The 23,584-nt window shown below is 71.4% G+C and carries 23 protein-coding genes; 10 read left to right on the top strand and 13 right to left on the bottom strand.

Annotated elements, in window-relative coordinates:
- From ACIA77_RS33880 to ACIA77_RS33895, 4 genes are all read right to left on the bottom strand, one after another.
- Window positions 1–313 (bottom strand): hypothetical protein (locus ACIA77_RS33880; protein WP_395890122.1); only part of this gene is annotated, 313 nt, incomplete at its 3' end.
- A gap of 268 nt (window positions 314–581) precedes the next feature.
- Entirely contained in the window at window positions 582–1,412 is an 831-nt protein-coding gene (gene hsaD, locus ACIA77_RS33885; protein WP_395890123.1) for a 4,5:9,10-diseco-3-hydroxy-5,9,17-trioxoandrosta-1(10),2-diene-4-oate hydrolase, read from the bottom strand.
- Window positions 1,412–2,581: a 3-hydroxy-9,10-secoandrosta-1,3,5(10)-triene-9,17-dione monooxygenase oxygenase subunit gene (gene hsaA / locus ACIA77_RS33890; protein WP_395890124.1), complete on the bottom strand. Its 1,170-nt coding sequence runs from the start codon at window positions 2,579–2,581 to the stop codon at window positions 1,412–1,414. Before hsaA ends, hsaD begins: the two co-directional genes overlap by 1 nt.
- Window positions 2,582–2,614: 33 nt before the next feature.
- A complete protein-coding gene (locus ACIA77_RS33895; protein WP_395890126.1) occupies window positions 2,615–4,198 on the bottom strand; it encodes an FAD-binding protein in 1,584 nt (527 codons plus the stop codon).
- Window positions 4,199–4,297: 99 nt separating this feature from the next.
- Between ACIA77_RS33895 and kstD the strand changes: the two genes are divergently transcribed.
- From kstD to ACIA77_RS33925, 6 genes are all read left to right on the top strand, one after another.
- Window positions 4,298–5,962, top strand: coding sequence for a 3-oxosteroid 1-dehydrogenase (kstD, locus tag ACIA77_RS33900; RefSeq protein ID WP_395890127.1), 1,665 nt, complete (start codon window positions 4,298–4,300; stop codon window positions 5,960–5,962).
- A 68-nt stretch (window positions 5,963–6,030) separates the two neighbouring features.
- Window positions 6,031–7,152 carry a Rieske 2Fe-2S domain-containing protein gene (locus ACIA77_RS33905; RefSeq protein WP_395890204.1) on the top strand — a complete coding sequence of 374 codons (1,122 nt, stop codon included), beginning with the start codon at window positions 6,031–6,033 and terminating at the stop codon, window positions 7,150–7,152.
- Window positions 7,149–7,457, top strand: a complete 309-nt coding sequence (locus ACIA77_RS33910) for a hypothetical protein (RefSeq protein WP_395890128.1) — start codon at window positions 7,149–7,151, stop codon at window positions 7,455–7,457. The genes ACIA77_RS33905 and ACIA77_RS33910 overlap by 4 nt, the downstream gene beginning before the upstream one ends.
- Window positions 7,450–8,469 carry a 2Fe-2S iron-sulfur cluster-binding protein gene (locus ACIA77_RS33915; protein ID WP_395890129.1) on the top strand — a complete coding sequence of 340 codons (1,020 nt, stop codon included), beginning with the start codon at window positions 7,450–7,452 and terminating at the stop codon, window positions 8,467–8,469. The genes ACIA77_RS33910 and ACIA77_RS33915 overlap by 8 nt, the downstream gene beginning before the upstream one ends.
- A gap of 9 nt (window positions 8,470–8,478) precedes the next feature.
- Window positions 8,479–9,339, top strand: coding sequence for a MaoC/PaaZ C-terminal domain-containing protein (locus ACIA77_RS33920; RefSeq protein WP_395890130.1), 861 nt, complete (start codon window positions 8,479–8,481; stop codon window positions 9,337–9,339).
- Window positions 9,340–9,393: 54 nt separating this feature from the next.
- Complete coding sequence (locus ACIA77_RS33925; RefSeq protein ID WP_395890131.1) at window positions 9,394–9,861, top strand: riboflavin kinase; 468 nt, start codon at window positions 9,394–9,396, stop codon at window positions 9,859–9,861.
- A 16-nt stretch (window positions 9,862–9,877) separates the two neighbouring features.
- Here ACIA77_RS33925 and ACIA77_RS33930 read toward each other — a convergent pair whose 3' ends face one another.
- From ACIA77_RS33930 to ACIA77_RS33955, 6 genes are all read right to left on the bottom strand, one after another.
- Entirely contained in the window at window positions 9,878–10,447 is a 570-nt protein-coding gene (locus tag ACIA77_RS33930; protein WP_395890132.1) for a DUF5134 domain-containing protein, read from the bottom strand.
- 187 nt (window positions 10,448–10,634) lie between these two features.
- Window positions 10,635–11,804, bottom strand: a complete 1,170-nt coding sequence (locus ACIA77_RS33935) for a lipid-transfer protein (protein WP_395890133.1) — start codon at window positions 11,802–11,804, stop codon at window positions 10,635–10,637.
- Window positions 11,801–12,187, bottom strand: a complete 387-nt coding sequence (locus tag ACIA77_RS33940; protein ID WP_395890134.1) for a MaoC family dehydratase — start codon at window positions 12,185–12,187, stop codon at window positions 11,801–11,803. Before ACIA77_RS33940 ends, ACIA77_RS33935 begins: the two co-directional genes overlap by 4 nt.
- Entirely contained in the window at window positions 12,184–13,092 is a 909-nt protein-coding gene (locus tag ACIA77_RS33945) for a bifunctional MaoC family dehydratase N-terminal/OB-fold nucleic acid binding domain-containing protein (protein WP_395890135.1), read from the bottom strand. The genes ACIA77_RS33940 and ACIA77_RS33945 overlap by 4 nt, the downstream gene beginning before the upstream one ends.
- Window positions 13,089–14,267 carry an acyl-CoA dehydrogenase family protein gene (locus tag ACIA77_RS33950; protein ID WP_395890136.1) on the bottom strand — a complete coding sequence of 393 codons (1,179 nt, stop codon included), beginning with the start codon at window positions 14,265–14,267 and terminating at the stop codon, window positions 13,089–13,091. Before ACIA77_RS33950 ends, ACIA77_RS33945 begins: the two co-directional genes overlap by 4 nt.
- Entirely contained in the window at window positions 14,264–15,331 is a 1,068-nt protein-coding gene (locus tag ACIA77_RS33955) for an acyl-CoA dehydrogenase family protein (protein ID WP_395890137.1), read from the bottom strand. The genes ACIA77_RS33950 and ACIA77_RS33955 overlap by 4 nt, the downstream gene beginning before the upstream one ends.
- A 149-nt stretch (window positions 15,332–15,480) precedes the next feature.
- On the opposite strand from ACIA77_RS33955, the gene ACIA77_RS33960 reads away from it, so the two are divergent.
- Window positions 15,481–16,443, top strand: coding sequence for an alpha/beta fold hydrolase (locus tag ACIA77_RS33960; protein WP_395890138.1), 963 nt, complete (start codon window positions 15,481–15,483; stop codon window positions 16,441–16,443).
- A 3-nt stretch (window positions 16,444–16,446) separates the two neighbouring features.
- On the opposite strand, the gene ACIA77_RS33965 is transcribed toward ACIA77_RS33960, so the two are convergent.
- Complete coding sequence (locus ACIA77_RS33965) at window positions 16,447–16,986, bottom strand: Uma2 family endonuclease (protein ID WP_395890205.1); 540 nt, start codon at window positions 16,984–16,986, stop codon at window positions 16,447–16,449.
- Window positions 16,987–17,500: 514 nt separating this feature from the next.
- On the opposite strand from ACIA77_RS33965, the gene ACIA77_RS33970 reads away from it, so the two are divergent.
- Together ACIA77_RS33970 and ACIA77_RS33975 are read left to right on the top strand one after the other, a co-directional pair.
- Entirely contained in the window at window positions 17,501–19,174 is a 1,674-nt protein-coding gene (locus ACIA77_RS33970) for a TIGR04141 family sporadically distributed protein (protein WP_395890139.1), read from the top strand.
- Between the two features lie 74 nt (window positions 19,175–19,248).
- Window positions 19,249–19,641 (top strand): nuclear transport factor 2 family protein, encoded by a 393-nt coding sequence (locus tag ACIA77_RS33975; RefSeq protein ID WP_395890140.1) that lies wholly within the window; start codon window positions 19,249–19,251, stop codon window positions 19,639–19,641.
- A gap of 6 nt (window positions 19,642–19,647) precedes the next feature.
- Here the strand turns inward: ACIA77_RS33975 and ACIA77_RS33980 are convergent, their stop codons facing one another.
- Window positions 19,648–21,042, bottom strand: coding sequence for a wax ester/triacylglycerol synthase family O-acyltransferase (locus tag ACIA77_RS33980; RefSeq protein ID WP_395890141.1), 1,395 nt, complete (start codon window positions 21,040–21,042; stop codon window positions 19,648–19,650).
- Window positions 21,043–21,100: 58 nt separating this feature from the next.
- On the opposite strand from ACIA77_RS33980, the gene ACIA77_RS33985 reads away from it, so the two are divergent.
- On the top strand, window positions 21,101–22,348 hold the full coding sequence (locus ACIA77_RS33985) for an alpha/beta hydrolase (RefSeq protein WP_395890142.1): 1,248 nt from the start codon (window positions 21,101–21,103) through the stop codon (window positions 22,346–22,348).
- 1 nt (window position 22,349) lies between these two features.
- On the opposite strand, the gene ACIA77_RS33990 is transcribed toward ACIA77_RS33985, so the two are convergent.
- A complete protein-coding gene (locus tag ACIA77_RS33990) occupies window positions 22,350–23,570 on the bottom strand; it encodes an NAD(P)/FAD-dependent oxidoreductase (RefSeq protein WP_395890143.1) in 1,221 nt (406 codons plus the stop codon).
- Window positions 23,571–23,584 lie beyond the last annotated feature (14 nt).

Genomic DNA, 23,584 nt, shown 5'->3' on the forward strand with positions numbered 1-23,584 from the left:
GGTGGCCCCTGGAATCGATGCCGATCACAAACATCTGAAAGCAGCCGGAGCGCAAGACTCGCCACACCGCGACATCAGACGCTTCGGCACGGAGGTGGCCCCTGGAATCGATGCCGATCACAAACATCTGAAAGCAGCCGGAGCGCAAGACTCGCCACACCGCGACATCAGACGCTTCGGCACGGAGGTGACGCCTGGAATCGATGCCGATCACAAACATCTGAGAACAGCCGGAGCGCAAGACTCGCCACACCGCGACATCAGACGCTTCGGCACGGAGGTGACGCCTGGAATCGATGCCGATCACAAACATCTGAGAACAGCCGGAGCGCAAGACTCGCCACACCGCGACATCAGACGCTTTGACACGGAGGTGACGCCTGGAATCGATGCCCATAACAAATACCCGAGAACGGTCGAGCCGCAACGCACGCAACGCCGCGAACTCAGCCGCTGCGGTACGGAGACAAACCAGGGAACGGACTCTCATCACGACGCACCGAGAACAGTGACGGCGTGGACACGCCCGGCCGCGGCATCGGCCGCGTCGCTGGCGGGATACCCCAAGAAACCGTTGCTCATCAGGAACTCCCGAGGAAATCCAGGGCGAGGCGGTTGAACTCGTCGAACTTTTCGAGTTGGGCCCAGTGGCCGCAGCCGCCGAAGATGTGGAGTTGGGCGCGGGGGATGGTTTTCAGGGCGATGAGGGCGCCGTCCAGGGGGTTGACGCGGTCTTCGCGGCCCCAGACCAGCAGGACGCGCTGGCGGAGGCGGTAGGCATCGCGCCAGAGGAGGCTTTCGTCGGGGGACGTGGCGAAGGAGTGGCCCAGGGCGCGGAGCGCGGCGAGTGACTCCGGGGTGGAGGCCAGGGCGAAGCGTTCGTCGATGAGGTCGTCGGTGACGAGGGACTGGTCGTGGACCATGATGCGCAGGAAGGCGGCCATCCGCTCGCGCGTGGGTGACACGGCGAAGCGGCCGAGCAGGCGCACGCCCTCCGTCGGGTCGGGGGCGAAGAGGTTCAGGCTCACGCCGCCCGGGCCCATGAGGACCAGCCGGCCCGCGCGGGACGGGTGGTTGAGCGCGAGGCGCACGGCGGTGCCGGCGCCCAGGGAATTGCCGACGAAGTGGGCGCGTTCGATGCCGAGGGTGTCCATGAGCTCGACGACCGCGTCGGCGCTGTAGCGGAAGTACTGCGGGTGCTCCACGGGCTTCGACGACTGGCCGAAACCCGGCTGGTCGACCGCCACGGTGCGGTACGCCTTGCCGAACACCGGCAAGTTACGGCCGAAGTTGCCCCACGCCGACGCGCCCGGGCCGCCGCCGTGCAGCAGGATCACCGCCTCAGCATGCTCGGCGCCGGCTTCGTGGTAGTGCAGCGACAGTCCACTGGGGACCGAAACGACCGAACCCATCACACCATCGCATTCTCGACGGGCAACCCGAAGGCGCCGGTGCCGAACATGACGTACGCACGCTCCGCGTCGTTGGCCGCGTGGACGCGGCCGGCGTGCGCGTCGCGCCAGAAGCGCTGGATCGGCGTGCCCCGGGACAACGCGCGGCCGCCGGAGTTTTCGAAGAGGCGGTCGATCGCCGAGATCGCGCGTTCCGTGCCGCGCACCTGGTCGCGGCGCACGCGCAACCGGGTGCTGAACGGCAGCTTCTCACCGCGGGAAGCCAGCTGGTACAGCTCGTCGATGTTGTGCGTGAGCTGCAGCCACGCGGCGTCGATCTCGCTCGCCGCCTCGGCGATGCGCACCTTCGCGAAAGGATCCTCTTGAGACTTCTCCCCCGCGTACGCCGCGCGTACGCGCTTGCCTTGGTGCTCCACGTGCGCGTCGTACGCACCCTGCGCCATGCCGATGATCGGCGCGGTGATCGTGCTCGGGTGCACCGACCCGTACGGCAGCTTGTACAACGGCCCCGGGTTCACCTCCTGCCCGGGCGTCCGGCACTTCGACGTGGCCACAAAGGACAGTGCGCGGTGCGCGGGCACGAACACGTCCTCGACCACGATGTCGTTGGACCCCGTGCCGCGCAGGCCGACGGTGTCCCACACGTCGACGATCGAGTAGTCGGCCAGCGGCAGCAAGTACGTGCAGAAGTCCACGGGCGCCCCGTCCGCGAACGCCGGCGCGCCCAGCAGCACCCACGAGCAGTGGTCGCACCCCGACGAGAAGCTCCACCGACCCGACAGCCGGTAGCCACCGTCGACGACGGTCGCCTTGCCCATCGGCGCGTACGACGACGAGATGCGCACGTCGTGGTCCTCGCCCCACACCTCCTGCTGCGCCCGCGCGTCGAACAACGCCACGTGCCACGGGTGCACGCCCAGGATCGACGCGACCCACCCGGTGGACCCGCACGCGCTCGCCACCAGCTTCACCGCGGTGTAGAACGTGACCGGATCGGCTTCCAGGCCCGCGTACGGTTTCGGCTGCAGCAACCGGAAAAAACCGGTCTCCTGCAAGGCCTTGACGGACTCCACCGGCACGCGGCGCGCGTCCTCGGTCTCCTGCGCGCGTTCCCGCAGCACCGGGAGCAGGTCACGCACTCCCGCGATCACGGCAGCCAGCTCGCTCATCGGCCGTCCCTCTCTCGTTCGACGCACCCAAGACTAGAACACGTTCTCGTTTTTGTCGACGCGATCGTCCTCCAGCGCACTGTGCTGCCCAGCCCGGCGGCCGGAAAACACGCAGTCGGCCAGCGACAACCCGCTCACGTACGACCTAGAACAGATTCCCACCGCGGTCCGCCCGGCCGCGTACAACCCGGGCACGCCCACGACCGCGCCGGTGTCCTCGTCCACGACCAGCCCGCCCAGTGTGAGCATCGGGCACGGATATCCGAGGTTCGGCTTGACGGACACGTCGATCAGCGAGAACGGCGGTTCGTCGAGCGGCCGCGCGAACTCCGCCGGCTTCCCGGTCGGGTCCGGGCCACGCCGGTACTCGTCGTACGTCGCCCGCAGCCCGGCCGGATCGACGCCCGCCCGCCGCGCGACCTCCTCGATCGACGCACCGGTGACGCGGCCGCGGTCCAGCAGGTACCGGAGCTGCAGCCGCGCGAACCACTGACCCTGCCCGCGCCCGTCGCGCCGCGCCGACGCGACCACCGGCTCGTCGACCAGCAGCCAGCCGAGGCCGCCGTGCGCCGTGATCATGCGCTCGCCGATCGCCGCACCGTAGCGGGATTCGTCGATGATCCGGCGGCCGTCGGCGTCGACGAGCAGCCCGCCGAGGAACACCGCCGGCGGCGTGAGGAACCGCCACGCCGAGATCCGGTCCAGCTCCGCCGCCCGGCCGCCGGCGGAAAGACCCAGCCGGATCCCCGAACCGTCGTCCGCCGACGTCCCCAGCGCCAAGCCGCCGCGGTACGCGGGCGCGTGCTCCCGCACCATCTCCCGGTTCGCGATGAACCCGCCCGCGGCGAGCACGACACCCCGGCGCGCGACGATCCGCAGCTCCCGCGCGTGCCGCCGTTCCAGCTGCTCGACCCGCCGGTGCAACGACCGCCGCACCGGCGGTACGTAGATCCCCGGCTTCGCCGAGTACGCCGCCAGCCGCGCGTGCCGCGCCCGAGCCCACCGCGGCGCGGCGCGCAGGCTGTCCGCGACAACCCCCGTCACCGCGCCATCGGTGACCACGAGATCCCGCACGCGCGTCTGCGGCAGCACGCGCACCCCGCGGTGCCGTGCCGCCGAAAGCAGGCGCGACATGAGCAGCTTCCCGGACGTCCCGGATCCCTTCACGCGGTGCCCGCGCGGCGCCGGTGGGGCCGCGTCGCGGAACCCGCCCGAAGCTTCACTGCCGGAGTAGTACAGGTAATGCGCGTTGCTGGGGTACGACGTCTTGTACGGACACAGGCTGCCCTCGAACGGCACGCCCCGCGCTTCGAGCCACGTGATCATCGCCGGGCTCGACTCGCAGAACCGCCGCAGCGTCCGCTCGGCCACCACCCCGCCGGTCTCGAGGCTGAGGTACGCGTGCATCGCGTCGACGCTGTCGGAGACGCCCGCCGCGAGCTGCTGCGCCGTGCCACCGCCGGCGTAGATCACGCCGCCGCTCACCCGGCTCGCGCCACCGCCCGAAAACCGGTCGAGGAGCAGCACGTCGGCCCCGGCGTCGGCGGCTTCGAGGGCTGCGCACACACCGGCCGCGCCGGCTCCGATCACGACGACGTCTGCCACGAGCTCGTCCATGTCGGCCACCCTAGAACTGAAACACGTTCTCGTCTATGGTGACAGAAACTGCTCCGAACAGGCCAGGAACTCGCGATAACACGTTACATGTGAGGTGGCATGGGGAACGAGTACGACGTGGTGGTCGCCGGCAGCGGCGCCGCCGGGATGACCGCTGCGCTCGCCGCCGCCCGCCGCGGCTTGAGCGTGGTCGTCCTGGAGAAGGCGGCGTGTTTCGGCGGGTCGACCGCGCGCTCCGGTGGCGGGGTCTGGCTCCCGGGCAACCACGCGCTGCGGGCCGCCGGCATCGACGAGCCGCCCGAACGCGCCCGCGAGTACCTGGCCGCGATCGTCGGCGACGTCGTGCCCGCGGCCAACCGCGACACCTTCCTGGCCCGCGGCCCCGAGGTGCTGGAGTTCGTCACCCGGCACACCCCGCTCGAGTTCCGCTGGGTGCCGGGCTACAGCGACTACCACCCCGAAGCGCCCGGTGGCCGGCCCGGCGGCCGCTCCGTCGAACCTCGGCCACTCGACGCGAAGCTGCTCGGCGACGACCTCGCTCGCCTCGAGCCGCCGTACAGCGCGCCGCCGCTCGGCGTCCCGATCACCCAGTCGGACTACCGCTGGCTGAGCCTGCTCGCGCGGCACCCGAAGGGCGCCGCGCGCGTCGCGAAGCTCGGCGCGCGCTGGCTCGCCGGCCGGCTGCGCGGGCAGCAGCCGATCGCCATGGGGCAAGCGCTTGCGGCAGGCCTCTACCTGGGCCTTCGCCGGGCAGGCGTCGAAGTCCTCCTCGACACGCCGTTGCTGGAACTGAGCACCGAAGACGACCGGGTGACCGGCGTGCGGACGCCACGAGGGTTCTTCGCAGCCCGCCGCGGCGTGCTGCTCGCGTGCGGCGGCTTCGAGCACAACGAGGAGATGCGTACCAAGTACCAGCGCGCGCCGATCGGCACCGGGTGGACCGTCGGCGCCGCCGCCAACACCGGCGACGGCATCACCGCCGGCCTGAAGCTCGGCGCGGCCACCGACCTGATGGACGACGCGTGGTGGGGCCCCTCGATGCCGCTGACCGGCGGCCCGTGGTTCGCCCTCGCCGAACGCTCGCGTCCCGGCTCGCTGATGGTCGACGCGCGGGGCCGGCGGTTCGTCAACGAATCCGCGCCGTACGTCGAGGCCGTCCACGCGATGTACGGCGACGGCGACGGCCCCGGCGAGCACATCCCCACCTGGCTCGTGTTCGACCAGCGCTACAAGGACCGCTACCTGTTCACCGGCATCGGCCCGCGCCAGCCGCTGCCCGGCCGCTGGTACAAAGCCGGGATCGTCGCCCGCGCCTCGACGCCGGCCAAGCTCGCCGAACGCATCGAGGTGCCCGCCGAGGCGCTCACCGCCACCGTCGAGCGCTTCAACGGCTTCGCCCGCACCGGCGTTGACGAGGACTTCCACCGCGGCCGCAGCGCGTACGACCACTACTACGGCGACCCGCGCAACCGCCCCAACCCCAGCCTCGGACCGCTGACCAAAGCACCGTTCTACGCGGTGCGGATCGTGCCCGGCGACCTCGGCACGAAGGGCGGGCTGCGCACCGACGAACACGCGCGTGTGCTGCGCGAAGACGGCTCGGTCATCGCCGGGCTATACGCGGCGGGCAACACCAGCGCGGCCGTGATGGGCCGCACCTACGCCGGCCCCGGCGCGACGATCGGGCCGGCCATGGTGTTCGGCTACCTTGCGGCGGAGCGGCTGGCGACCGAAGATCGGACCGGCACGGGAGGCAGGCAGTGACGCCCCAGACGACACCACAGGCGACGACACAGACCACGACGAAGCCGCGAGGATCCGAAGTCCGCACGATCGACGCGGGCGCGCCGCCCACGCGGTTCGCCCGCGGCTGGCACTGCCTGGGGCTCGCCGACTCGTTCCGCGACGGCAAGCCGCACGGCATCGAAGCGTTCGGCACCAAGCTCGTGGTCTTCGCCGATTCGACGGGCCGGCTCAACGTGCTCGACGGCTACTGCCGCCACATGGGCGGCGACCTCACCCAGGGCACGATCAAGGGTGACGAGGTCGCGTGCCCGTTCCACGACTGGCGCTGGAACGGCGTCGGCAAATGCGTCTCGATCCCCTACGCCAAACGGGTTCCGCTGCGGGCGCGCACGCGTTCGTGGCTCGTGCTCGAGGAGAACAAACAGCTGCTCGTGTGGCACGACCCAGAGGGCAAGCCGCCGCCCGGCGACGTCGTGATCCCGCGCGTCGAGGGCGCGTTCAGCGACGAGTGGAGCAACTGGACGTGGGATTCCATCCTCATCGAGAACGCCAACTGCCGCGAGATCATCGACAACGTCGTGGACATGGCGCACTTCTTCTACATCCACTACGCCTACCCCACGTACTTCAAGAACGTGTTCGAAGGCCACGTCGCCACGCAGTTCCTCAACACCAAGGGCCGTCCGGACAGGGGGATGGCCTCGAACTACGGCGGTGAGGACAACCTGCTGCGCTCGGAGGCATCGTACTTCGGGCCGTCGTACATGATCAACAAGCTGGTGAACTCGTTCCAGGGCTTCGAAATCGAGAACGTGCTCATCAACTGCCACTACCCCGTGACGCCGACGTCGTTCGTGCTGCAGTGGGGGATCATGGTCAAGAAGCTGCCCGGGATCTCCGACGCGCACGCGGACAAGATCGCCGCGAAGCTCGCGAAGGGCATCGGGGTCGGGTTCCTGCAAGACGTCGAGATCTGGAAGAACAAGACGCGGGTCGACAACCCGTTGCTGTGCGAGGAAGACGGCCCGGTCTACCAGCTGCGCCGCTGGTACGAGCAGTTCTACGTGGACGCCGAAGACGTCACCGAAGACATGACGCGCCGGTTCGAGTTCGAGGTCGACACGACGAAAGCCAACGAGGCGTGGGCGGCCGAGGTCGAGGAGAACCTGGCGCGGCAGCGCGCGGAGGCGGAAGAGGCAGGCGTGTGACGGCGGAGGTCACGGAGTTCCTCACCGCCGGGCTGCGGCCGCACGAGTGCCGCAGCTGCGGAACGGGTGTGCTGGTGAAGAAGAACAGCCTCGCGCACACGAGCATCCAGTGGACCAGCGAGGCTTCGCGCAGCTGCCCCGTCTTCGCGGCGCACGTGGCCGCCGGCCGGCACCCGGCGCTGCTCGACGCGTGCGAGAAGCTCACGGACAGCATCGCGGACGCGGTGCGCGACGGGACGCTCGCGGTGGCGGACGATCCGCGCGCCGGGGTCAACGGCTCGGGCCGGGCGGTGCGGGATGGCTGACGCCGTGACGCTGACCGTCGCCGAGGTGATCGTCGAGACCGACGACGCGCGGTCGATCGTGTTCGACGTGCCGGCGGAGTACGCCGAGGCGTTCGCGTACCAGCCCGGGCAATTCCTGACACTGCGGATTCCCAGTGACCGGACCGGTTCCGTCGCGCGGTGCTACTCGCTTTCGACCGCGCCGCACGAGGGCCGGGTGCAGGTGACGGTGAAGCGGACCGGGTTCGGGTCCGGGTGGGTGTGCGACGACCTCGAAGCCGGGGCGCGGGTGGACGTGCTGCCGCCGGCCGGGGTGTTCGTGCCGGCGTCGCTGGACGCCGACTTCCTGTTGTTCGCGGCGGGCAGCGGGATCACGCCGGTGATGGCGATCCTCAAGGCGGCACTGCAGCACGGCCGCGGCAAAGCGACTCTCGTCTACGCCAACCGCGACGAAACGTCCGTGATCTTCGCGAAGCAGCTCGCCGAGCTGGGCGGCCGGCACCCGGAACGGCTCACCGTGCTCCACTGGCTCGAGAGCCTCCAGGGCCTGCCGAGCGCGAAGGCCCTCGAAACGCTCGTCGAGCCCTACCGCGGCCACGACGCGTACTTGTGCGGGCCGGCGCCGTTCATGGCCGAGGCGAAAACCGCGCTGAGCGCGCTCGGGGTGCCGCGCGAGCGCGTCCACGTCGAGAAGTTCCACTCCCTCACCGGAAACCCGTTCGAGGCCGCGCCGGAACCCGAGCCCGAAGACACCGGCGAGACCGCTCACCTGACCGTCGACCTGGACGGCGAAACGCGCGCGGTCGCGTGGCCACGACAGCGGAAGCTCCTCGACCACCTGCTGGCGGAGGGCTTCGACGCGCCGTACTCGTGCCGCGAGGGCCAGTGCAGCGCGTGCGCGTGCCGGCTGGTGTCGGGTGAGGTCAAGATGCTGCACAACGAGGTGCTGGACGCCGAGGACATCGCCGACGGGATCGTGCTGGCCTGCCAGTCGCTGCCGGTGACGGACGAGGTTTCCGTGAGCTACGAGTGAGGAGAGCCCGTGCCCATCGATCCCGCGCTCGCCATCGGCGCCGACCTCGGCGAGGTGCGCTTCGCCTGGACGCCGTCCGACGTGCTGCTCTACCACCTGGCCCTGGGTGCGGGCGCCGACCCGGTCGACGAGCGCGAGCTGCGCTACGCCTACGAGCAGGACCTGCGGGTGCTGCCGACGTTCGCGACCGTCGCGGCGAACCTGCGCACGTTCGAGCCACCGGCGCTGAAGTTCCCGGGCGTGGACATCGACCTCGCCAAGGTCTTGCACGGCACGCAAGAGATCGAAGTGCACCGGCCGATCCCCACGAACGGCGAAGCGGTGGCGCGCACGCGCATCGCGGACGTGTTCGACAAGGGCAAGGCCGCCGTGCTCGTGCAGGAGACCACGGTGGCGCACGCCGACGGCAATCCACTGTGGACGGCCCGCTCCAGCATCTTCGCCCGCGGCGAAGGCGGGTTCGGCGGCGAACGGGGACCTTCGCAGCAGGTCGCGTTCCCGGACCGCGAGCCCGACGCCGTGCTGAACACCCCGACGCTGCCCCAGCAGGCCCTGCTGTACCGCCTGTGCGGCGACCTCAACCCGCTGCACGCCGACCCCGCGTTCGCGCGCGCCGCCGGGTTCGACCGGCCCATCCTGCACGGCCTGTGCACCTACGGCGTGGTCGCGAAGGCGCTGGCCGACGCCTTCCTCGACGGCGATCCGGCCCGGATCCGCTCATTCGGGACGAAGTTCGCCGGCGTCGTCTTCCCCGGTGAGCGCCTGCGCACCCGCGTCTGGCGGGACGACGGCCGGCTCCTGGCCACCACGACGGCGGCCGATCGGGCCGACGCCCCTGTGCTGTCCGACACAGTGCTCGTACCCCGCTGACCCGCCCGCCATTACGGTGTCGGGAACGGCACCAGGACAGGGACGGGACGGCGGATGGCGGACGAGCACGGCGGCACGTACTTCGTGGTTCGCGGGCCGGTGGAGCCGGGTGACAAGCGCGGCCGCGAGCTGGGCTTCCCGACGGCGAACATCGCGCTGCGCGACCAGAGCGGGCAGCTCGGCGAGGGCGTCTGGGCCGGCTGGGCCGAGCGCGCGGACGGCACGCACGTGGCCGCCGCTGTGTCGGTCGGGCGCCGCCCCACGTACTACGGCGCCGACGGCTACCGGCTCGTCGAGGCGCACCTGCTCGATTTCAAGGGTGACCTCTACGGCGAGACGCTCACCGTCTGGCTCGGCGAGCACCTGCGCGACCAGGAGAAGTACGGCTCCGGCGAGGAGCTGATCGCGGCGCTCGACCGCGACGTCGCCGCCGCCCGCAAGTGGGTCGACGACCACCCTGCGGCGCGGCTGCCCGACCTGGGCACTCCCCCGCCCGAGGGCGAGGTCCGGCGCATCGGCTGACCTCGGCGACAGACAGTCACACCGCCGCCAGCAGCACGTACCCCATACCCGCACCCATCACCGCGCGGCACACCGTGCGCGAGGTCAACCCGGGCGCGGCGACCCCGCGCGTGCGCACGGCGGTCACCCCCGACCACGCGGCGTCGACGAGGAAGTAGCCTGCGCCCACGATCGCGAGCAGCGGCACCGCGAGCCCGGTCTCCATTGTGGACATCGTGAGCCACGGTCCGTGCGCCATGCCGCCGTGGGGCATCGCGGTCACCATGTAGAGCATCGCCGCGGCCGAGAGCGCGTGGTGCCCGCAGCTCGCGGTGTGCGCTTGCCGGCGGCCGCGCCACCAGGCGAACCCGAACCAGGCCGCGGTGAGCACGAAGATCGCCTGCCAGCCCGCGGCGGGGATCGGGCCGCCGACGGGCGAGAGCATCGCCACCATGGCGATCACGAGCAGCAGTTCGGCGAGGTCGGCGTGGCGCAGGCCGTGGCCCAGCCGCGCGTAGTCGAGCCGCACGAGCCGCAGCACACACGGCAGGGCGAGCAGCGCGAACACCGCGGTGAGCAGCCACGCGAGCAGCTGCGGCCCGCTCACGGCGAGCCCGCCGGCAGGGGTCGGGACATGGCCTCACTCCAGGTTTCACGCTCTGTCGCCGATCTCGTGTCCACCGTGGCACCCCACAGCGGGTGAACGCCAGCCAGCAAAGAGGTGAAACCCGTTGGCCCACAAGAGTTACGACCTCGAATCACGCTACCGTACGGGGCCAGGGTATGAGTAGCGCTCAGTGACGAGTCAAGACTAGTCCACTGGTCGGGACGCCGGTACCCGCGGTCACCACCACGGTCTCGACGTCCCGCACCTGGTTCACCGCGGTGCCGCGCACCTGGCGGACCGCTTCGGCGATGCCGTTCATGCCGTGGAGGTAGGCCTCGCCGAGCTGCCCGCCGTGCGGGTTCAGCGGCAACGCGCCCTGCAGGGTCAGCGTGTCGCCCGCGATGAAGTCCTTGGCCTCACCCCGGCCGCAGAAGCCCAGCTCTTCCAGCTGCATGAGCACGTAGGGCGTGAAGTGGTCGTAGAGCACCGCGACGTCCACATCGGACGGTCCCCGGCCCGACTGCGCCCACAGCTGCCGGCCCACCACGCCCATCTCCGGCAGCGCCGCGAGATCGTCGCGGTAGTAGCTGGTCATCACGTACTGGTCCGGCCCGCTGCCCTGCGCGGCCGCGGCGACGACGGCGGGCGGGTGCCGCAGGTCGCGGGCGCGTTCGACGCTCGTGACGACCAGCGCCACCCCGCCGTCGCTCTCCTGGCAGCAGTCGAGCAGGTGCAGCGGTTCGGCGATCCAGCGCGACGCCTGGTGCTCGGCCAGCGTGATGGGCCGGCCGTGGAACCACGCCGCCGGGTTCGTCGCGGCGTGGGCGCGGTCGACCACGGCGATGCGGCCGAAGTCCTCGCTCGTCGCGCCGTAGTCGTGCAGGTATCGCTGCGCCACCATGGCGACCGTTGCCGCGGGCGTCGCGATCCCCATCGGGTAGTGGAACGCGTTGTCCACTCCGGACGAGTTCACCTGCGCCGCCGCGGCGGCCTGCACGCGGCCGAAGCGCTGTCCGGACCGCTCGTTGAAGGCCCGGTACGCCACGACCACGTCGGCGATCCCGGTGGCGACGGCCATCGCCGCCTGCTGCAAGGTCGCGGCCGCAGCACCGCCGCCGTAGTGGATCCGGCTGAAGAACGTCAGCTCCGGGATGCCGAGCTCGCGGGCGAGCGCGATCTCCGCGGTGCCGTCCATCGTGAACGAGACCAGTCCGTCCACATCAGACGCCGACAGCCCGGCGTCGGCCAGCGCGTGTGTCACGCACTCCGCCGCCAGCCGCAGCTCACTGCGGCCCGAGTCCTTCGAGAACTCCGTGGCGCCGATCCCGGCGATCGCCGCCGCCCCGGCGAGCGTCACGACGCACCCCCGGGCAGGGTCAGCGCGACGGTGCCCGTCACGTGCTCGCCGAGACTGCCCGCGGCGGACACGGCGACTTCCACGTCGGCGCCGTCGCGCGCGACGACCCGGCCGGTGAACGTGAGCGTGTCGCCCGCGTAGCACGGCACCCCGAGCCGGATCTTGATCGACCGGATCAGCGCCTCGGGCCCGGCCCAGTCGCTCACGAACCGTTGCACGAGCCCGGTGTCGGTGAGGATGTTGAGGAAGATGTCCCGCGAACCCCGGGCGACGGCGGCGTCGCGGTCGTGGTGCACGTCCTGGAAATCGCGCGTCGCGAGCGCGGTGCTGATCACGAACGTGGTGCTCGCCTCGATCTCCAGCGGCGGCAGCTCGGCACTCATCGCGCCACCCGCCACGCCGGCAGGGTCAGCTCGTCGTCCACCCGCACGAACGCCGCCACCACCGGCAGCCCGATCCGCACCTCGTCCGGTGCCGCGTCGAGCAGCTCCGCCACCACGCGCACGCCTTCCTCCAGTTCCACGAGCGCCACCACGAACGGCAGCCGTTTGCCCGGCACCGGCGGGTGGTGGTGCACGACGTAGCTGTGCACCGTGCCGCGCCCGCTCGCGACGACGTAGTCCGGCGTCGCGTCCAGCTCGCCGTCCGGCGGCATCGGGCCGGGCGGGTGGCGCAGCGTGTCGCCCCAACGCTGGATGCGCAGCTCGCCCTCGCGCAGGCCGGCCCAGAAGAACTCCGTGTCCCGGCTGATCACCGGCCGCAACACGGGCGCAGGGGGTTCCGCGGCGAGCGGCCGGAACTTCAGGACGCGGAACAGCATGTCCGCCACCGGTTCGCCGTCCACCGTCCAGTGCATCCGCGTGGTCAGGAACCAGCCATCGCCGAGCGCGGTGCGCTTCGGCCCGGTGACGTCGGCGAGCTCGGTCGTGACCGCGACGCGTTCGCCCGCGCGCAGGTAGCGGTGGTAGGTCTGCTCGCAGTTCGTGGCGACGATCGACGGGTACCCCGCCTCGTCGAGCACGGCGAGGATCGCGCCCATCGGGTCGTTTTCGGCGCGCACCCCGCGCAATCCCGGCATCGTCCACACCTGCGCCATCGCCGGTGGCGCGACCAGTCCGTTGTGGACACTCGACCCGGCGAACGACGAATCCGTGTACACGGGGTTGGTGTCGCCGATCGCCTCGACCCAGTTGTTCACCATCGCCTGGTTGACCGGATCCCGCGCCAGGCGCGGTGCGCACGGCCCCGCGGCGGCGATCTTCGCGGCGGCTTCTTCGATCGTCGTCATCGCGGCACCCTCGGCAGTCCCAGACCGGCGGAGGCGATGAGCTCGCGCTGGATCTCGCTGACGCCCCCGCCGAACGTCAGCACCAGGTTGCGTTTCGCCAGCACGTCGAGCCACTCGGCGAGGTCGGCCGTCTCCGGGTCGGCGAGGTCGCCGTGGCGCCCCACGAGTTCCTCCAGCAGCCGCCCGATCCGCTGGAAGCGCTCCGAGGCGAACACCTTGGTGGCCGACGCGTCGGCCACCGCGACCGGCGCGGTCGACGACGACGCCGCGACCTGCCAGTTGAGCAGCTCGTTGATCCGCGCCACCGCGAACGTTTCGGCCAGGACCGCGCGCACGTCCGGCAGGTCGAGCAGCGCTTCGCCGTCCGGGGTCCGGCGCGCGGCGGCCCACGCCCACACGCGGTCGTGCAGCCCGCCGATCCGCCCGGCGGGCCCGAGCATCACGCGCTCGTGGTTGAGCTGCGTGGTGATCAGCCGCCAGCCCTGGTTCTCCTCGCCCACCAGCAGGTCCGCCGGCACGCGGACGTCCTGGTAGTAGGTCGCGTTCACGTGGTGGGCGCCGTCGCAGGTGATGATCGGCGTCCACGAGTAGCCGGGGTCGCGGGTGTCGACGATGAGGATCGAGATCCCCTTGTGCTTCGGCGCGTCGGGCGACGTGCGCACGGCGAGCCAGATGTAGTCCGCGTCGTGGCCGCCGGTGGTGAAGATCTTCTGGCCGTTGACCAGGTACTCGTCGCCCTCGCGCACCGCGCGCGTCCGCAGCGCCGCGAGGTCCGTGCCGGCCTCGGGTTCGGTGTAGCCGATGGCGAAGTGCACCTCGCCGGCGAGGATCCGCGGCAGGAACCGCGCCTTCTGCTCCTCCGTGCCGAACTGCTGCAACGTGGGGCCGACCGTCTGCAGCGTCACGGACGGCAGCTGCACGTCCGCGCGCGCGGCCTCGTCGACGAACAGGTGCTGCTCGATCTCGCCGAAGCCCTGGCCGCCGTAGCGCTTCGGCCAGCCGACGCCGAGCTTGCCGTCCCGGCCCAGGCGGCGCACGACCTCGCGGTACACCGGCCCGTGCCGCTCGCGCAGCAGCGCCCGGCGTTCTTCGGGGGTCAGCAGGCCGGCGAAGTACGCGCGCAGTTCCGTGCGCAGCGCCTGCTGCGCGGCCGTCAGCTCGAGGTGCGGGCTCATCCGGCCACCCGCTCCCCGAGCCGGCCCAGCCGGTGCGCGGCACCACCGAGCGCCCGGCCGAGGTCCTTCACCGCCGACGAGTACCGGTGCAGCGGGTAGTCGCGGTCGACGCCCAGGCCGCCGTGCAGGTGGTGGCAGGTCGCGAGCGCGAGCGGCGCCTGGTCGGTGAGCCAGTAGGCGGCGACGTCGAGCTCGGTGTCGGCGTCCAGCCCGGCCGACAACCGCCACACCGCAGACGTCGCGGCCAGGTGCACGGTTCGCGCCGCCACGTAGACGTCGGCGATCTGCTGCGCCACCGCCTGGAACGCGGCCAGCGGACGGCCGAACTGCGTGCGCTCCCCCACGTGGCGGGAAGTCGCGGCGAGCGCGCCGGCCAGCAGCCCGGCACCGAGCGCGAGCGCACCCGCGACGGCGAAGCGGTGCAGCGTCGCCACGGCGTGGCCGGGTGCGCGATCGCGCAGGAACTCGGTGTCGGTGATGCGCACGCGGTCGAGGCGCACGGTGTATTCGGGCGCGCCGGCGGAGCTGTGCGTGCGCACGAGCTCCACGCCCTCGGCGTGCGGGTCGACGAGCGCCACCGCGGTACCGCCCGGCAGGGCGATCGGCGTGAGGATCCGCGTGGCGTCGGCCGCGTACGGCACGCCCGTCTTCACGCCGGTGAGCTGCCACACACCGTCGGCGGCCGAGCCGGCCGTGTCCGGCACGCTCGTGAGCGGCGCGGACGGTTCGTGCAGCGCCGCCGTGAGGAGCTCGTCGCCGGCCGCGACGGTCGGCAGCAGCTGCGCGCGCTGCTTCGGCGTGCCGAGCGCTTCGACGGGCAGCACACCCAGCGCCAGCACGGCGTACGCCGGCCCCGCGGCGGCCGCGCAGCCCACCTCCGTCAGCACGGCCGCGACCTCGGCCACGCCCAGCCCGTCACCCCCGAGGTCCGCGGGCAGGGCGAGCGCGAGCAGCCCCGCGTCCGCCAGCGCGCGCCAGGTTTCCCCGAGATCCGCGGTCTTGCCCAGCACCCGCGCGGTCAGCGCGGCGATCTCCGTCTGCGTATCGTCTGGGGTGAAGTCCACGCCGGTCCCTCCCTCCGGATGGCCGTCATAAGTGGAACACGTTCTAGTCTTAACCGGAAGGGGCGGGCTCGGCAACCCCCGGAAGCTTCGGCAACCGGGTACGCCAGAAGCGGAAGAGGTCGTCACACGAGAAGGGGCGCCGAGTCGACGTGGGTGCGGAACAGGTTCTCAAAGGCGCGCTGGGCGACCTCGGCTGGCAGGCGACCCGGCGGCTCGCGACGATCCCGTCCACCGCGGGCGTGCCGGACCCCGTGCCGCTCGCACTGCCCGGACGCGGCCAGACCGTGGTCGTCGACGTCGGCCCGCGCCAGGCGCCGGCGATCATCCTGCTGCACTCGGTGGCCTGCACGGGACTGCTGACCTGGTACCCGGTGCTCGACCGGCTGGCCAAGCACTACCGCGTGGTGGTGTTCGACCAGCGCTGGCACGGCCAGGGCATCCGCTCGCACGAGTTCTCGCTGCAGGACTGCGCCGAGGACGTCGTCGCGGTCGCCGACGCGCTCGGCATCGACCGCTTCGTGATCGCGGGCTACTCGATGGGCGGCATGGTCGGCCAGCTCGTCGCCTACCACGAGCGCGAGCGCGTGAGCGGGCTCGTACTGTGCTCCACGGCGAGCTACTTCCGCCGCGGCATCCGCCAGAAGGTGGCGCTCGACCTGTTCGGGCGCACGCTGCAGATCATGCGCGACCAGGCCAAGATCGGCCTCGTGCCGGGCGAGCCGCGGCGCGAGCGCCTCGCGCGCCTGGAAGACCACCGCTGGGCGCTCGCCGAATTCCGGTCCACGAGCCCGTGGGCCATCGCCGTCGCGCTCGACGAGATCGGCCGGTTCGACTCGGCCCCGTGGCTGCACACCCTGCGCTTGCCGACGTCCGTGGTCGTGACGAGCCGCGACGGGTTCATCGCGCCCGCGCACCAGCGGTCGCTGGCCCGGCGCATCGCGGGCGCGGCGACGTACGAGATCCCCGCCGGCCACACGGCGTGCGTGCTCGCGGCGAACCAGTTCGTGCCCGCGCTGATGGCGGCCACCACGTCGGTGCACGCGGCGATCGCCGACCAGGAGGCGGGCCGCACGCGGGCCGAAGACGAAGGCGAAGAGCCCGAGTCGGCGTAGGGGTCAGTAGGTCGAGACCAGGTCCGCCGGGCGGAGGTCGAGGCGGTAAGGCACTTCGAGGCGCACCGTGTCCTCGCCGGTGGCCTCGCCGTCGAGCACGTACTCGCTTCCTTCGAGGCGGTAGCACGACAGCGTCGGCTCAATGGGTTCGATGACCCAGTAGTACGGACAACCCGCCGCGGCGAGCCGGGCGGGTTTGAGGTGGCGGTCGATGTAGCGGCTCGACGGGGAGACGACCTCCACGGCGAGCACGGGCACCCCGACCAGGGCCCGTTCGGTGAAGGTCTCGCGCCGGCCGACCACCACGTCGGGGATCATCACGGTGAACTCGTCGAGCACGACGTCGACGGGCGCGGGGAGGACCTCGCAGTCCGCAGGACAAACCGGGGTGAGCGCCGCGAGCAGGCGCGCGACCACCCTCTGGTGCAGCGGGCGCGGGGACGGGCTCACCAGAAGCGTCCCGTCCACCAATTCGTACCGACGGCGTTCATCCGAGATCGTCTCCAGGTCCCGACGGGTGAGACGGTCGCCGTGCGCGAACATCGGGACTGTCATCATGCTGCCTTCGGGACGGGCCGACCGGAAAACGACTACGCAAGCGTAGACGTGTACAGGCCGCAGCGCGAACCCGCGCGCGGCGCGTCGCGGACCCGGGCGGCCCATTCCCCCGGACGTCCGCTCGTGTTCGCCATCACGATGCGTGACGGAAATGCGGCGAAACAGACCCGGTCAGCCCAGGGCAACGCCCGGTAACAGGGCCGTTCGAGTTATGTGGGCCAATTCTCGAAATGGTCATTCAGGGGAGGGTAATAGGACACCGCAGGATTACCAGTTGTACTTCTGAGCTGGGGTAACCACTTTGACGACTCGCCCGGTCGAAGTCCCCCCGGGCGCCCCAGCACGATATCATTGCGTGACTGAACGGGTCCGCGGAACCCCGATTAAGGTGAACTTCACCATTCCGCACCGCGTTCGCTCTCCGTGATTAACCGGATGGACGTGAAAAAAGGGCATTCTGGCCGGACGTTCGCAACGGCATCCGTTCCCGGTGGTGGTCATGCCTGCCCCATCCGCACCCAGCCGGCCCGTCTCCCTCTTCCGCCTCGACGGCACCGGCGCCGAGCCCGACCTGCTCGTGGCGCTCAAACCCGAACAGGTCAGCACCGACACGGCGGTCGACCTCTCGGGCACCCGCGCGCGGCTCGTCGCGGGCGCGTTCCACACCCAGGAGCCGCAGTGGCTCCCGCACGCGAGTGCGTTGACGGGCAACGACCTCGCACTGTCGTCGACGCTGCCGTTCGCCGTGCTGCTCGTGCCGCGTCCACCGTGGACATACGCGGTGTCGTGGGGCGCCGGGCACCTGGTGCTCAACGACGAGTACGTGGAACAGGGTTTCGGGCTGCTGTTCGGGATCCGCCGGCTCGACCCGTACGACCTGGGCCTGGTGGCGAGCGCCGCGCTCGACGTATCAGCGCGCGCCACGCAGATCTCGATCCCCGGTGGCGGCGAGCTTTCCGCGTTCCGCCTCGAACCCTACGGCGACCTCGTGAACCGGCTCGCGGGCTCGGCGGACCTCGGCGATCTCACCTACGGGCGCGTGACCGGCAAGCGCTACCGGATCCGCGTCGGCAACTCCCTGTGGGTGCCGCTCGCGAAGGACCCGCGAGCGTTCCTCGCCGATCTCGACGCCGTCGGCGCGGTGGTCGACGAACCGGACGCCGATTCGGCCCTGCGGTTCATCGCGCAGACGCGCCCGCTCGACCGCCGCCACCGGCTGGTGCCGACGCTCGAAGCCCGGCTCGCCTCCGCGCTCGGCGGTGGCACCGAGGCGGCGCTGGGGCTCGCGTGGCCCGCCACCGCCGTCGAGCAGGCGGAGAACGCCGGTTCCTTCCGCATCACCGGGCTGGGCCCGGGCGGCCCGCTGCACGTGGCGAACCGGCTGGAGCTCGACCACTTCACCGGACGGCTCGCGCAACTGCCCGCCGACAAGCGGGTGAAGGCCCTGCGCGCCGGTCGCGTCGTGACCTGCGCCGACGAGGCCGGTGAGGAGGAGACCGGCTCCCCCGTGCAGGTCGCGCGCTGGCTCGTGTTCGAGACGACGATCGGCCACACGCGCTACGTGTTCCACCAGGGCCGCTGGTACCGCATCGGCGAGACGTACGTGGAGCAGATGCGCGCGCAGGTCGCGAACCTGTTGTCCCGCAAGTACGAGTGGCCGGATCTCACGTGGAAACCCACCGGCGACCCCGACGACGAGAACCGCTACTGCCGGCGGGTCGCCACCCTCGACGGCTACGTCTGCCTCGACCGCGACACGGCGAGCACGCCGCTGCACCCGCGCTTCGAGCTGTGCGACCTGCTCGGCCCGCGCAACGAGCTGATCCACGTGAAGTGGCTCGGCCGCGCCACCGCCGCGAGCCACCTCTACACGCAGGCGCTCGTGTCCGCCGAAGCCCTGCACGACGAACCGGAAGCGCTGGCCCAGCTGGCCGCCAAGGTGTCCACCCTGGACGGTGGCCGGGTGCTCACGAAGGCGCCGGACACCGTCGTGCTCGCCGCGGCGGGCCGCGCCTGGACCGTCGACGAGCTGTTCACGCTGTCGCAGGTCTCGTTGCTGCGCCTCGACCGCGCCGTCCGCGGCCTGCAGGCGACGCTGAAGTTCGCCGACATCCCGCACGTGGCCAAGAGGAAGACCGCGGCGCGGCCGGCGAAACGGCGGCGCAAAGCGTGAACGCTTCAGGGTCGGTGCGCCGGCTCCGCCACTACACTGGAGCCGGCCCCGGCTCGAACCAGGCGGTGACGACGATGACTCGCGACTCCACGATCCGCGCCCGGATAGCAGAACACTGGTGGGCCTCCGAGGCCGGCGACATCGACGCCGAACACGCGATCTACGCCGTGGACGCGATCCTGGACTACCCGCAGTCCGGGGAACGCTTCCGCGGGCGCGAGCGGATCCGGGCGCAACGCGGCGGGCATCCGGCCGAGCGCCACTTCACCGTCACCCGGATTCTGGGCGGTGGTGGCCTCTGGGTGAGCGAGTGCGTGATCACCTACGACGGCGCGCCCACCCGCTCGGTGAGCATCATGGAGTTCACCGGTGATCTCGTGGCCCGTGAAACCCAGTACTTCGCCGATCCGTTTCCCGCTCCACCTTCCCGCGCGGCGCAGGCTGAGCCGATGCCGGACGGCGGCTGAGGAACCTCAGGCGGGCATCGCCTTCAGCAGTTCGGTCATCGCTTCCGGCAGCGAATCCGCGAGCGGCCACAGGTCCTTCACGAGTTCCTTGGCGCCCAGCAGCCCGACGCCGACCTTGCCGTTGTAGGAGAAGACCGTGATGTTGAGACCGGCGCCGTGGAAGACCGGGCCGAGGGGGTACAGACCGTTGACGCGTGCGCCGAGCAGGTAGAGCGGCAGCTGCGGGCCGGGCACGTTGGAGATGATCAGGTTGTGCACGACCGGATGACGCTCGGCCAGCCGCAGCGCCGAGTACGCGCGCACGCCCAGGCCGAAGGCCGTCGCCGGGGAGAACTGGGCCCAGTCGGCGAGCATGTCGGCGTCGATGTCGTAGTGGTGGTCCTTCGACAGCCGGTTGGCCTCGGCCAGGAAGAACACGCGGGCCGCGGGGTCGGGCAGGTGCGTGGGCAGCGACGCGAAGAACGCCGACACCTTGTTGCTGCCGTGGTCGCGTTCGGTGCGCTCGTGCACGGACACCGGCACCGTCGCCACCAGCGGGTCTTCCGGCAGCTCGCCGCGGCCGAGCAGGAACTGCCGCAGGGCACCGGAAACGAGCGCCAGCACCACGTCGTTCACCGTGACCCCGAAGGCGTTCTTCACGAGCTTGACGTCCGCGAGGTCGACCTGAGCGAACGCGACCGAGCGGTGGCCGGTGATCGTGCCGTTGAGCGAAGTGCGCGGCGCGGTGAACGGCACCGGCATCCCCTTGCCGCGCACCGCCTTGCCCAGCCAGCGAGGCACGAGCTCCACCAGCTCGGGCAGCAGGCGCGCCAGCTCGAACGGGCGTTGCGAGAGGCCGTGCAGGCTTTCGCGGAGGATTTCGACGCGCGTGGGCAGGCCGCTGTTGTGCCGTTCTTCCTGCGGGATCTCGGGCAACGGGGCTTCGGGCTCCAGGCCGGCGAGGTAGGTGATCAGGCTGGCGCCGCCGACGCCGTCGATGCTCGCGTGGTGCATCTTGATGAGCACCGCGATGCCGCCGCCCCGCAAGCCTTCGATCACGTAGAACTGCCACAGCGGGTGCGAACGGTCGAGCTGCTGGCCCGCGATGTGCGCGCACAGCTCGGCGAGCTCGCGGTCGTCACCCGGCGACGGCACGCCGATGCGGTGCACGTGGTTGTCGAGGTCGAAGTCCTCGTCCTCGACCCACACGGGGTGGCTGAGGTTCCAGAGTGGATTGTGCAGTTTGCGGCGGAATTCCGGGATCAGCGCGACGCGTTCCGCGAGGCGGCGCTTGAGTTCGGCGAACGAGTAACCGCCGGGGATCGTGGAGCCGTCGAGCGTGAGCAGGCCGCAGACGTGCAAGACCTGTGCCGGGGTCTCCAGGTAGAGGAAACTCGCGTCCAGCCCGCTCAGTCGTTGCATGCCGCCAGCGTAAGCCAGAACCGGCGCCCGGGCCGTACCCGGCGGTAGCATCGAGCAGGTGAAACCCGCCTTCCCGGCCCGGCGGGCAGTGCAGCTCGGGCTCACCGCCGTCGCCCTGCGCCCGCCCCGCCGCCGCTCCTCGTCCATCCCCGTGTTCTTCGCCGCCTGGCTCACCGACGAGCTGGCCCCGCACCTGCTCGCGCTCACCGTCGCCGACGCCGTGCAGCACGTCGCGCGCCACGGCCTGCGCGCACGCGGCACGAAGGCCGGACTGGCGCTCACCGCGCTGTCGGCCGTCGGGCTGGGTTCGCTGATCTCGACGGCGCGGAAGGCCCGCGGCGAGGTCGAATCGGCGCTGAACGAGGCGCTCGGGCCGGGCTACTCGCAGCGCCTGACGCACCCGCCGAGCCCGAAAGACCTGGCGACGCCGTGGGGTCAGCTGGCGCTGCCCTTCCGCACTCGCGACCCAGAGGTGGTGCGCGAGCGGAACCTCCCGTACGCCGAGGGCGGCAAGCGGTTCCTGCTCGACGTCTTCCGGCCGGCGAAACCCGTGACCGGCGCGCCGGTGCTGCTGCAGATCCACGGGGGCGCGTGGACGATCGGGAACAAGGACGAGCAGGGCCAGCCCCTCATGCGCCACCTCGCCCGCCGCGGCTGGGTGTGCGTCGCCATCAACTACCCGCTCGCGCCCGCGAACCGCTGGCCCGCGCACGTCGTCGCCGCGAAGCGCGCGCTGGCGTGGATCCGCGGGAACATCGCCTCCTACGGCGGCGACCCGGGGTTCGTCGCGGTCACCGGCGGCTCGGCCGGTGGGCACCTCGCCGCGCTGCTCGCGTTGAGCCAGAACGACCCGGCGCTGCAGCCTGGCTTCGCCGACGCGGACACGAGCGTGCAAGCCTGCGTGCCGCACTACGGCGTGTACGACATCGCCGCCACCAGCGGCGCGGAAGAGAGCCGCTACCGGCTGGAGAGCCTGCTGGCCCGCCGCGTCTTCTCCCCCGACCGCGACCCGGTGCGGTTCCTCGAGGACTACGTCGCCGCGTCGCCGCTGGACCGCGTCTCCGCCGATGCTCCCCCGTTCTTCGTCATCCACGGCCGCAACGACTCGCTGGTGCCGGTGGGGGAAGCGCGCGAATTCGTGCGACGGCTGCGCGCGGTGTCGAAGCAGCCCGTCGCGTACGCGGAACTCGCCGGCGCGCAGCACGCGTTCGACGTGTTCCCCTCGATCCGCAGCGCCCACGTGGTCCGGGGAGTGGAGCGGTTCCTCGACCACACCTACCGCACGTGGGCCGCCGCGGATCGGTGAATCAGGGTTCCAGCGGTGCGTTCGGGTCGGCCAGCCGGTCGGCGTCGATCGGGCCTTCCGCCCGGATCAGGGCCTTGAGCTGGTCGCCGACGTCCCAGACGTTCACGTTCATGCCCGCCAGCACCCGGCCCTCGAGGAGCCAGAACGCGATGAACTCGCGGGCTTCGACGTCACCGCGGAAGACGACCCGGTCGTAGCCGCCCGGGATGACGTGGCCGTGGTACTCCATGCCCAGGTCGTACTGGTCGGTGAAGAAGTACGGCAGCTCGTCGTACGTCTCGTCCTGGCCGGTCATGACGGCGGCCGCGACGGCGGGCTGGTTGAGCGCGTTGGCCCAGTGCTCCACGCGCAAGTGCTCGCCGAACAGCGGGTGCAACGCGGACGCGATGTCGCCGGCCGCGAAGACGTCCGGGTCGGAGGACCGCAGCGAAGCGTCCACCACCACGCCGTCGTCGACGGTCAGGCCCGCCGCCTGCGCGAGGCCCACGTTCGGCGCGGCGCCGACGGCGACCAGCACCGCGTCGGCCGGGACGACCGTGCCGTCGTCGAGGCGGACGCCGGTGGCCTTGCCGCCCTCGGTGGTGATCTCGTCGACCACCACGCTCAGCCGCAGGTCCACGCCGTGGGCGCGGTGCAGGTCGGCGAACACGGTGGCGACCTCGCGGCCGAGCACGTTCAGCAGCGGCAGCTCGGCCACTTCGAGCACGGTCACCTCGGCGCCGGCTTCCCGCGCGGCCGCCGCGACCTCCAGGCCGATCCAGCCGGCGCCGATCACGGCCAGGCGCGTGCCGGCCGTCAATGTCTCCTTCAGGCGCACGGAATCGGCGAGGCGGCGCAGGTAGTGCACGCCCTGCGCGTCGGACCCCGGGATCGGCAGGCGGCGCGGGCTCGACCCGGTGGTCAGCAGCAGCTTGTCGTAGCCCACGGTCTCACCCCCGTCGAGGCGCACGAGCTTCGCGGCCCGGTCGAGCTCGGTCGCCGTCACCCCGAGTCGCAGGTCGACGTCGTGCTCGGCGTACCAGCCCCCGTCGTGGACGAACACGCTGTCGCGCTCGGCCTTGCCGGCGAGGAACTCCTTGGACAACGGCGGCCGCTCGTACGGGCGGTCGGGTTCATCTCCGATGAGCGTCACGCGCCCGGCGAACCCGCTCGCCCGGAGCGCCTCCGCGGCCTTGGCGCCGGCCAAGCCCGCGCCGACGATGACAAAACCTTGCTCTGGCAAGGGGAACACCTCCG

Origin of the sequence: Amycolatopsis sp. NPDC051903, from assembly GCF_044452505.1 — a bacterium.
GTDB lineage: Bacteria > Actinomycetota > Actinomycetes > Mycobacteriales > Pseudonocardiaceae > Amycolatopsis.

What these genes read in the sequence shown, in the direction of transcription:
- hsaD (WP_395890123.1), bottom strand. Translation starts at nt 1,412, where the DNA reads ATGGGTTCGGTCGTTTCGGTCCCCAGTGGACTGTCGCTGCACTACCAC.
- hsaA (WP_395890124.1), bottom strand. Translation starts at nt 2,581, where the DNA reads ATGAGCGAGCTGGCTGCCGTGATCGCGGGAGTGCGTGACCTGCTCCCG.
- ACIA77_RS33895 (WP_395890126.1), bottom strand. Translation starts at nt 4,198, where the DNA reads ATGGACGAGCTCGTGGCAGACGTCGTCGTGATCGGAGCCGGCGCGGCC.
- kstD (WP_395890127.1), top strand. Translation starts at nt 4,298, where the DNA reads ATGGGGAACGAGTACGACGTGGTGGTCGCCGGCAGCGGCGCCGCCGGG.
- ACIA77_RS33915 (WP_395890129.1), top strand. Translation starts at nt 7,450, where the DNA reads ATGGCTGACGCCGTGACGCTGACCGTCGCCGAGGTGATCGTCGAGACC.
- ACIA77_RS33925 (WP_395890131.1), top strand. Translation starts at nt 9,394, where the DNA reads ATGGCGGACGAGCACGGCGGCACGTACTTCGTGGTTCGCGGGCCGGTG.
- ACIA77_RS33940 (WP_395890134.1), bottom strand. Translation starts at nt 12,187, where the DNA reads ATGAGTGCCGAGCTGCCGCCGCTGGAGATCGAGGCGAGCACCACGTTC.
- ACIA77_RS33945 (WP_395890135.1), bottom strand. Translation starts at nt 13,092, where the DNA reads ATGACGACGATCGAAGAAGCCGCCGCGAAGATCGCCGCCGCGGGGCCG.
- ACIA77_RS33950 (WP_395890136.1), bottom strand. Translation starts at nt 14,267, where the DNA reads ATGAGCCCGCACCTCGAGCTGACGGCCGCGCAGCAGGCGCTGCGCACG.
- ACIA77_RS33965 (WP_395890205.1), bottom strand. Translation starts at nt 16,986, where the DNA reads ATGTTCGCGCACGGCGACCGTCTCACCCGTCGGGACCTGGAGACGATC.
- ACIA77_RS33970 (WP_395890139.1), top strand. Translation starts at nt 17,501, where the DNA reads ATGCCTGCCCCATCCGCACCCAGCCGGCCCGTCTCCCTCTTCCGCCTC.
- ACIA77_RS33975 (WP_395890140.1), top strand. Translation starts at nt 19,249, where the DNA reads ATGACTCGCGACTCCACGATCCGCGCCCGGATAGCAGAACACTGGTGG.
- ACIA77_RS33980 (WP_395890141.1), bottom strand. Translation starts at nt 21,042, where the DNA reads ATGCAACGACTGAGCGGGCTGGACGCGAGTTTCCTCTACCTGGAGACC.